Genomic DNA, 9,485 nt, shown 5'->3' on the forward strand with positions numbered 1-9,485 from the left:
GCCAACTTGTACATCAGATCAGTACCGATGTTGCCCGACCCGATGATCGCCGCAGTCAACTTCGCCGCCACAAGAACCTCCTAAAGAAAACGTATTCCGAACAGTTGTGACGGTCAGCTGAAGTCGAGCGTGACCGAGCCCAGGCCGACGAAATCGGCGACGAAATGATCACCCGCGGCGACATCGATCGCACGCGTCGCGGTACCAGGCAGAATCACATCACCCTTGCGCAGCCGTACACCGAACGACTCGACCTTGCGCGCCAGCCACGACACCGCGTTGAGCGGATGCCCCAGCACCGCTGACGAATTGCCCTTCGCCACAACCTCACCGTTACGGGTCAGCGTGGCGTCGATGTCACCGCAATCGATATCGGAGATCGGCACCCGCTGCTCGCCGAGAATCCAGCCGCACGACGACGCATTGTCGGCGATCGTGTCGCACAACGTGATCTTCCAATCCCGAATCCGCGAATCAATCAACTCGATCGAGGGCACCACCCACTCCACCGCCGCGATCACATCCTCATTCGTGCAACCCTCACCCGGCAGATCCGCACCCAGGATGAACCCGACCTCCACCTCCACCCGCGGAAAACACAACCGTGACCGGTCGATCGGGGCGGACTCGTAGTACTGCATCGAATCCAACAAATGCCCATAATCCGGCTCATCCACGCCCATCATCTTCTGCATCGCCACCGACGCCAGCCCCACCTTGTGACCAGCGACCGTCGCACCCGCGTCCAGACGCTTGCCGATATTGATCAACTGGATCTCATAGGCATCCACCACATCCAGGTCGGGATGGGCATCCGACGGACGATCGACAGCCACCACCGACTCCTCCGCCCGCCACAGATCAGCAGCGATCCGCTCGCGAATCCGACGCTCAACAGGCATGCCGACGCTCCTCGGGTTCGGTGTCGACTTCTGTTTCTAGCCGTCGCGTCGGCGGCGTGGAGGCCGACGTCCCACTCAGCAGAAGAGCTGATGGAACGGCGTGTCGGTGGGTGATTTGATGCAGATGTCCGCGAGAAGTTTCGTGAGACGCTTGTCACATCGGGTCAAACCAACCTACTGTACGTTCACTAGGTTTGATGGGAGACAACAGCGCGTGTCCACTCAACGCCCGTACGCCACATTGCTCGCCAAAGGCGAGGAACGCCGTCAGCAGATCGTCCATGCCGCGACCCTCCGGTTGGCCCGCCAGGGCTGGCGGAACACGACTCTCTCGCAGATCGCCGCTGATGCCGGGATGACTTCGGCCGGCCTGCTGCACCACTTCGATTCCAAGGAGCAGTTGCTCCATGCCGTGGTGGATGCGCGCGACCACGCCGATCTCGCCGAGGCAGACCTCAACGGGGACCTCTTCGTGCAGATCCGCCGAGTAGCCGAGAGGATCACCCGCTCACCAGATCTCGTGGGCACCTTCACGGTGCTGCTGGTGGAGAACCTGTCTCCTGATGCGCCGTTGCACGACCGCCTCCTCCAGCGCTGGCGCACCGCCGTCGACATCGTCACCGACGTGATCACGCAGAGCCAGGAGACCGGTACCTATCGGGCCGACCTCGACGCCCGCGTCCGCGCGATGGAGATCGTCGCCTTCATCAACGGCGTGGAACTGTCATGGCTGCTCGACCCGACGATTCCGTTGATCGACATCTTCGACGACTACGTCCGAAACCTGGAGAAAGACTTCACATCAGGGGAGAGAGCATGAGGTACCAACTCGACATCATCGGCGACAACGTCAGCGACCTCGTCGTGCACGTGGGGGGCTGGATCTACGACCGGGTGTCGGCGGGCTGGGATGTGACCGTTCTACTCCCGGGCGGCGAAGATGTTCGGCCACTGCACATTCTCGGCGCCGGTGCCGAGACCCTCGACCTCTATGGACACGGGTTGCTGTGCGGGGTACGCCAACCGCAAGCGATCGCAGCATCGGCCGATCTGTGCAGTCGGAATCCGTGGGTTGCAACCGTCCTGGCCAACGCACTGTCCACCGGGGACGCCGAGATCACACTCTGGGGCGACCATTGGCCGTCCAATCTCGACGACTCCCGGGAACCGGTCTCCCACCGCCTCAGCGTCGCCGCCCGCGCATTCAAAGCGCAGGCACTCGCCGCGGTCGGCGAATCGCCGCTGGCCGTGGGTAAATGTGAGGTGTTCCGTACCGAGGTCGCGCAGCACTCACTGATCAGCACGGACCTGGTACCGGCCGGATGATCACGCGCTCTGCCTGTCGGGGACGAGCTGGATCAACGGGTGAGGCCGTGTGCGCAGAACTCCCAGACCTCGGTCGCGGTGATCCGATGATCATGCGTGTCGGTGCTGGCCGGCTGCGCGATGAACATGACCGTCTGCATGGTCATCGACGCCAGACGACGCGGATCCCCGCCCGCGCGCAGGTGTCCGGATTCGTCGACACGTTCGAGCAACTCGGTGAAGAGATCGAAGAGCGAGGCATGGGCGATCCGCACCTCGACGGGATGAGAGATCAACAGTCGGGGCGCGAACTCGGTGAACAAGGGCCGACGCGCTGCGGGGTCCGGCTGACACAACTCGTACAGCAACTCCACCGCCAACCGGAACTGCTCCAGCGGCGCGGAACCGTTCTCCGTCGCGGCGCGGATCTGGCCGGTCATCCGCACGACAGCGTCCTCGTACAGTGCGAGCAACAACTCATGCTTGCCGTCGAATTGGAGGTAGAAGCTACGTAGCGACTGCTGGGATCGCTCGACGACCTCCTGCACCGTGAAGTCGGTGGTCCCCTTCTCGACGATGATCGATTGGGCGGCATCCAGGAACTTCTGAACACGTTGCCCGGCTCGCTCTTTCGCGGTCCGCAACGAACGCTCGACGGCCCGCTGCTTCCACGCGGGCTCGTCGCTCTCAACTGTCATGTCGAGCGGTCCTCGATCTGCGGCTCAGCACAAACATTCGACAAGCATATCGGACCGAACCCGCATCGTTGCCGACATATGAGAATGCCATTCTCGCTCATGCGGAGCCTGACCGACCCAGCGTGCCTGACCGAACCCGCGGTGCCTGACCAAACCCGCGGTGGGAGCCGAAGTACCGACCGTGTCCCACCGATCACACGAAAGGACGAGTCCATGACCTACGTGATCACACAGAACTGCTGCAAGGACGCGAGCTGCGTCTCGGTATGTCCGGTCGACTGCATCCGACCGTCGGATTCGAGTTCCTCGGGCAACGGGCCCCAAATGCTGTTCATCGATCCGGACACCTGCATCGACTGCGGGGCCTGCTACGACGAGTGCCCGGTGGACGCGATCCATGCGGACTCCGACCTGCCGCCCGAGCTGGAGCCCTTCCTGGAACTCAACGCGGAGTACTTCCGGCGGAACCCCCTGGAGCCAGGTCCGTTCCTGCCGTTCACGAACCGGCCGGCCATTCCCGCCGGCGCTCTCCGGGTCGCGATCGTGGGCGCCGGCCCGGCTGCGTGCTATGCCGCGGCCGAGCTCCTCGCGGTCGGTGGCGTAGAGGTCGAGATGTTCGAGCGGCTACCCGTTCCGTTCGGACTCGTGCGGTACGGCGTCGCCCCTGACCATCAGCACACCAAGTCCATCACACAGATCTTCGATCGAGCCCTCGCAAACAAGCGGTTCACGGCACACCTCGGTGTCGAGGTCGGCGGTATCGTCGACCACGAGTTGCTCCTCGAGCATCACCACGCCGTGGTCTATGCGGTCGGCGCACCCGACAGTCGAGAGCTCGGCCTCGCTGGCGAGGACCTCCCCGGGCACCATGCCGCCGCCGAGTTCGTCGCCTGGTACAACGGCCATCCCGATCACGCTGCAGCAGATTTCGACCTCTCGACACGGACAGTCGTCATCGTCGGGAACGGCAACGTCGCACTCGATGTCGCGCGGGTCCTGTTGATGGACGACGAGACTCGTGCATCCACCGATCTCGCACAACACGCCCTCGACGCGCTGGCCGACAGCGCGGTCGAGGAGGTCGTGTTGCTCGGACGTCGCGGACCGCGGCACGCCGCGTTCTCGGTCGGCGAGTTCCTCGCGCTCGGCCACCTACGCGGGGTGGACATCATCATCGAGGGATCCGACCTCGACGACGGCGATCTCGCCGACGACCCGGACGACGACGTGGAGACCGCTGCGGCCGTCGCCGCAACCAGGGACTACCTGGGCCGATCTCGGGTCGAGGGCAACAAGCGTCTGGTGTTCCGCTTTCTGCGCACGCCCGTGGAACTCGAGGGCTCGAACACCGTCGAGGCGATTCGGCTGGCACCCTCCCGGCCTGATGCCACCGGCGCGGCGAGCGCCGACGAGCGGATCGAGACCGGACTCGTGCTCCGGTCGATCGGCTACCGCGGCCGACCGATACCCGGACTACCGTTCGACCACGACCGTGGGGTCGTGCCGAACGACGAGGGGCGCGTGATCGACGACTCCGGTCAACCCGTGCCGGGCGCGTATGTCACCGGATGGATCAAGCGTGGACCCCGCGGGGTCATCGGCACCAATCGTGCGTGCGCCGAGCAGACCGTCGGCAACGTGTTCGCCGACCATGATGCGGGCACGCTCGACCGCGGCGTCGCCGACCACGAGGCACTCATGTCGGCCTTGACCGAGCGCGGTGCCGATCCGGTGGACTGGGTCGGCTGGCGGGCCATCGACCGCGCAGAGAAGTCGGCCGGCACCGAATCCGGCCGTCCTCGAGTGAAGTTCGTCAGCATCGCAGATATGCTGCAGGCCGCACGCCCCTGACCGTCGCACATGCCGAGGAGGGCGACCTCGGCGCGGATCATGGTCCTGACGACACGATTTCGGGGAGTGGCCTGTCGGCCACTCCCCGATGTCATCGCGGTTCAGCGCGTCACATCTGTGCCCACACCGTCTTCGACTGCAGGTAGGTGTCGATACCGGCCTTACCCGCCTCGTATCCCCAGCCGGACTGCTTGTAGCCACCGAACGGCATCGAGTGGTCGAACTGCAATTGGCAGTTCAGTCCCACTGTGCCGGCCTTCAACCGCTTCGCGAGCCGGTGTGCCCGTCCGAGATTCTGGGTCCAGACGGTGCCGGCGAGGCCGTAGTCGGTGTTGTTGGCGAGTGCGACGGCCTCGTCCTCGTCGTCGAACGGCAGGATCGTGACGATCGGCCCGAAGATCTCCTCGTGGTAGAGCCGACTTGACGTCGGGTCGACGTTGGTCGCGACAGTCGGCTGCACGAAGTACCCGGTGCGGTCCAGACGCGCTCCGCCACTGACGAGTTCGACTCCTTCCTTGCGTCCTTGGTCGAGGTATCCGAGCACTCGGGTGAGCTGCTTCTGACTGATCAGCGGGCCGATCATCGACCCCTCGTCGGCAGGCCCGCCGAGCACCAGGTTGTTCCCCAGCGCCGCAACGCCCTCCACCACACGCTCGTAGACGCCCCGCTGGACGAATATCCGTGATCCGAGCATGCAGACCTGGCCCGAGTGCAGGAAGCATCCGAATCCGGCCATCGCGATGGCGAGATCGAGGTCCGCGTCGTCGAAGATCAACACGGGCGACTTGCCACCGAGTTCGAGGGTGACCTTGTTCAGGTTGCTCTGCGCCGAGGCCTTGACGATCTCGCGGCCCACCTCGGTGGAGCCGGTGAACGCGACCTTGTCGACGTCGGGGTGTGCGGTGATGGCCGCGCCCGCCGTGTGGCCGTATCCGTTGATTAGGTTCACCACACCGTCGGGAACGCCTGCCTCCGCGAGGATTCGGGTGAGCACGTGCGCCGTCAGGGGTGTCTCCTCGGCCGGCTTGACCACCGTGCTGCTTCCCGCCGCAAGGGCAGGCGCGAGCTTCGCGCAGAAGTTGAAGATCGGTCCGTTCCACGGGAAGATCAGCCCGACCACGTCGTAGGGCTCACGCAACGTGTACGCGTGCATGTGTGACTCGACGCCGGTCAATCCGCCGGTGTTCACGTCGCGGGCGATGCCGTCGATCTTGGTGCACCAACCGGCGTAGTACCGGAACCATTCCGAACCGACGCGGCTGATGACCTTCGCCTGCGACGGCGGGATCCCCGCGTTCACGGACTCGAGTTCGGCCAGCAGGTCACTGTTCTCGTCGATGAGATCGGCGACCTTCCACAGGATGCGGGCGCGATCGTAATCCGGTACGCCGGACCAGGTTCGCGCCTCGGCGGACTCCTTGGCGCGCGCGACGGCGGCGTCGACGGCTTCCGGACCGGCATCGGTGAACTCGGTGATCTGCTCTTCGGTGGCCGGGTCGATGACGGGGATGACGTCCCCGGTCCCCGGTATGTCGCGGATCTCGTCCAACACCGACTGCACCGTCATGGCCATCCCCTTCGCTGTCCTGCGATCAGATTCGTCTCGCGCCCTGAGTCGGGCCGCTGCCGTGAGCGTCGTGGACCGACAGGGGTGTGTCCACCGGATGTCCCGATGGTCGGGAGCGACTTCCCGGGGTAGGGCGCACGGAGAGCAGTCTCGATTGCGTCGGCATCGCAGTGCCTGCTGCGCAGTGCGATTGACCGAATCCAGCCGCTCCGTCGAGGAAGGAGCCCAGACATGGTGGACTTCGTCGACATGGGCGACGAGGAGCCGGCGGCCCTGCAGTTCACGACCGGGTTACCCGGCGCCGCGGTCGGGGTGATCACCGACGCCGACAGCCTCGACCTCGCCTCGCCGTCGGTGTCCGCCCGGCTGGATCGCGCGACGTTCACCCTCACCGAGGCCGACCTCGACGATCGTCGTTGTGTGCGAGTCGATTCCGTCGATGACGCCGTCCGATCCATCGCACGGGTGTGTGACGACACCCCGATCGCCGCGGCGACCTGTACGGACGTTCTGCGGGGCGTCGACCAGGAGGGGCCCATCGGACCCGCGCTGGTGACCGAGTCATTGGCGTACTCGACGCTGCAAGCCGGGCCGGAGTTCCGAGCATGGTCGGCCGCACGTGGTCCGGCATCGCCGGTGCCCGACGAGACTGCACCGGTGGTGGTCGTCCGTGGCGGCGACACCCTCCGCATCACCTTCGACCGTCCGAGACGACACAACGCTTTCACCGATGCGATGCGCGGCATACTCCTCGACGCCCTCACCGTGGCGCTCCTGGACGATTCCATCAGGATCGTCGAGCTGAGCGGCACGGGCCGCTCATTCTGCAGTGGTGGCGATCTCGCCGACTTCGGCGAGTTCGCCGACCCGGCGTCGGCGCATCTCGCTCGCACCCGGCACAGTCCGGCAATCGGCCTCGACGCCCTGGGCCGCCGTCTCGGCGTCCGGTTGCAGGCGTCCGTTCACGGCCAGGTGTTGGGTAGCGGTCTGGAGATGGCCGCTTTCTGCGGCCATGTCACCACGACCGCCGGCGCGCGATTCGGGCTCCCGGAGTTGTCGGTCGGACTGATCCCGGGGGCAGGCGGCACCTACAGCATCCCCCGGCGGATCGGACGGTGGCGGTGCGCCTACCTGGTCCTGTCCGGGGAGACGGTGGACACCGCGACGGCGCTGCGGTGGGGGCTGGTCGACGAGGTCGTCGACCCGCCTGCGCTGACGAGCGCCAGCCAGCGGAACTGACGTTCTCATTTTTGACTGTCCATATTTTCATGCGTGGTAGTGTCCGTCTCGAACGCTCTCGAGCAGCTGTGGAGGTGATGTGCGTGCAGGCGTCCCGACAGCCCCGAACAGCGACGGCCGGCGTGTGCCCGCGAACGATCGGGCAGGCGGTGATCGCATGACCCGGTCGCTGACCCGGTCCGACGGTGGCACCGGCGCGGTCGACGACGACGAGTACTCGAACCTGGAGCTCGCCGAGGCCGAACTGGCTGCGGCCGACGCAGAGGCGGCGGCGGCCAGTGCACGTGCCGACGCCGCCCGCGCCCGCGCTCGGGTCGCGCGCCTTCGGCAGCAGACCTCTCCCGCCGACGAGTTCCCTGCAGCCGACGGCTCTGAGAGCACACAAGCAGATGTCGACGACCCGGTCGAGGACGCAGGGTCGAGCGGCCGCGGTGAGGTGCTATCCGACGATCTCAGCACCGAAGACAGTACGAGCACGCCCGCCCGCACCGCCAGGGGCAAGGTCCGCCGGACGGCAGCGCTGAAGCATTCGAGCGATCCCCAGGATCCGATTTCCTCGGTCGACGACCGTTCCGCGCGCCGACGCTCACGAATCCGCGGTGGCGCGAACAGGATCCGATCTCTCATCCGGCGGCCGAGCCGACGCGGGCTGTTGATCACACTGCTGGGCGCCCTGACGGTCGCGGCACTGGTCGTCACCGGCGTGTTCCTCTGGCAGCATCGCCAGGCCGACGCCGAACGTGCGCGCGCGGCCGAGTACACGGCCGCCGCCGAACGAGGGGTCACCGCGCTGACGTCGCTCGACTTCCGCAACGCCGACCGAGATGTGCGCCGGGTGCTCGATCAGTCGACCGGCGCTTTTCGTGCCGACTTCCAAGGCCGCTCCGACGACTTCACCGAAGTCATCAAGCAGTCACAGGTCACCACCCAGGGGCGTGTCACCGCCTCGGCCCTCGAGTCCCTGAACGACACCGGTGCCGTGGCCCTGGTGTCGGCGACATCGGACGTGACCAATGCGGCAGGCGCAAAGCAGGAACCGCGGATGTGGCGTCTCCGCGTCACGATGACCGATGTGGACGGGGTGAAGAAGATGTCGAAGGTGGACTTCGTGCCATGAGCGAGCCGACCGACACCCGTCCCGAGTCCGAAGCGACGAGCGCCGAGGCCACCGAGACCCACGAGGCCACCACCGCGACCGAAGCGGACACCGGCGATCCCGATACCGGTACCGGTACCGGTACCGACGCCGGCATCGAGGACACCGCAGTGTCCGAGACTCCCCGGTCCGACTCGGACGCGACCGCGGACACCGACGATTCGCCGTCGTCTCCACGCGAGGGAGCTACTCGGCGGAGTCGATTGCGGCGGAATGCGATCCCGGTCGGTGCGTCCGTCGTCGCGGCCGCTGCCGTCGCCGCAGCGATCACCGCATACTCGACCGTGCATCGCAGCGATGCCGCGTCGCCGATCGCCGGCCCGCCAGACATCGTCTCAGCCGCCAATGACGGGACCGTCGCACTCCTCTCCTATTCGCCCAAGTCCCTCGATGCCGACTTCGCGAAGGCCAAGACCCACCTGACCGGCCAGTTCCTCACCTATTACAACGAATTCACGACCAAGGTCGTCACACCGGCCGCGACGGAGAACAACGTCGAGACCAAGGCGCAGGTGGTCAGGTCCGCAGTGTCCAAGGTGGACGGCGACGACGCGCAGGTTCTCGCCTTCGTGAACCAATCGACGACGAGCAAGACCAAGCCGGACGCGGAACTGACCTCGAGCAGTGTCCGGGTCAGCCTGCATCGCGTCGACGGGCAGTGGCGGATCTCGTCGTTCGACCCGGTGTGACGGATCGGGACACGCTCCCGCCTTGACTTCGCCGGCGCATCGATCGCCGACAGCGTGTCCAGGTCATCGAGGTCAGCC

The 9,485-nt window shown here is 65.9% G+C and carries 9 protein-coding genes; 6 read left to right on the forward strand and 3 right to left on the reverse strand.

What is annotated here, in order from left to right; genetic code table 11:
• Positions 1-113: 113 nt before the first annotated feature.
• Entirely contained in the window at positions 114-902 is a 789-nt protein-coding gene (locus GS4_RS09895; RefSeq protein ID WP_007620090.1) for a 2-keto-4-pentenoate hydratase, read from the reverse strand.
• 214 nt (positions 903-1,116) lie between these two features.
• Here GS4_RS09895 and GS4_RS09900 point away from each other — a divergent pair, with 214 nt between their 5' ends.
• The gene (locus tag GS4_RS09900; RefSeq protein WP_007620091.1) at positions 1,117-1,722 is read left to right on the forward strand and encodes a TetR/AcrR family transcriptional regulator; all 606 of its coding nucleotides are present in this window, start codon (positions 1,117-1,119) and stop codon (positions 1,720-1,722) included.
• Complete coding sequence (locus GS4_RS09905) at positions 1,719-2,228, forward strand: hypothetical protein (protein ID WP_007620093.1); 510 nt, start codon at positions 1,719-1,721, stop codon at positions 2,226-2,228. Before GS4_RS09900 ends, GS4_RS09905 begins: the two co-directional genes overlap by 4 nt.
• A 32-nt stretch (positions 2,229-2,260) precedes the next feature.
• Here GS4_RS09905 and GS4_RS09910 read toward each other — a convergent pair whose 3' ends face one another.
• Positions 2,261-2,905, reverse strand: a complete 645-nt coding sequence (locus GS4_RS09910; RefSeq protein WP_007620094.1) for a TetR/AcrR family transcriptional regulator — start codon at positions 2,903-2,905, stop codon at positions 2,261-2,263.
• A gap of 213 nt (positions 2,906-3,118) precedes the next feature.
• Between GS4_RS09910 and GS4_RS09915 the strand changes: the two genes are divergently transcribed.
• Complete coding sequence (locus GS4_RS09915) at positions 3,119-4,756, forward strand: 4Fe-4S binding protein (protein WP_007620095.1); 1,638 nt, start codon at positions 3,119-3,121, stop codon at positions 4,754-4,756.
• A gap of 109 nt (positions 4,757-4,865) precedes the next feature.
• Here GS4_RS09915 and GS4_RS09920 read toward each other — a convergent pair whose 3' ends face one another.
• Complete coding sequence (locus GS4_RS09920) at positions 4,866-6,323, reverse strand: aldehyde dehydrogenase family protein (RefSeq protein WP_040510175.1); 1,458 nt, start codon at positions 6,321-6,323, stop codon at positions 4,866-4,868.
• Positions 6,324-6,572: 249 nt separating this feature from the next.
• On the opposite strand from GS4_RS09920, the gene GS4_RS09925 reads away from it, so the two are divergent.
• The 3 genes from GS4_RS09925 to GS4_RS25595 all read left to right on the forward strand — a co-directional run bounded on the left by GS4_RS09925 (position 6,573) and on the right by GS4_RS25595 (position 9,407).
• Complete coding sequence (locus tag GS4_RS09925; protein ID WP_157226578.1) at positions 6,573-7,562, forward strand: enoyl-CoA hydratase/isomerase family protein; 990 nt, start codon at positions 6,573-6,575, stop codon at positions 7,560-7,562.
• 157 nt (positions 7,563-7,719) lie between these two features.
• The gene (locus GS4_RS09930) at positions 7,720-8,679 is read left to right on the forward strand and encodes an Rv1363c family protein (RefSeq protein ID WP_157226574.1); all 960 of its coding nucleotides are present in this window, start codon (positions 7,720-7,722) and stop codon (positions 8,677-8,679) included.
• Entirely contained in the window at positions 8,676-9,407 is a 732-nt protein-coding gene (locus tag GS4_RS25595; RefSeq protein WP_007620103.1) for a hypothetical protein, read from the forward strand. Before GS4_RS09930 ends, GS4_RS25595 begins: the two co-directional genes overlap by 4 nt.
• The last annotated feature ends 78 nt before the right edge of the window (positions 9,408-9,485 follow it).

The sequence above is a fragment of the Gordonia soli NBRC 108243 genome (assembly GCF_000334455.1).
Lineage (GTDB): Bacteria > Actinomycetota > Actinomycetes > Mycobacteriales > Mycobacteriaceae > Gordonia > Gordonia soli.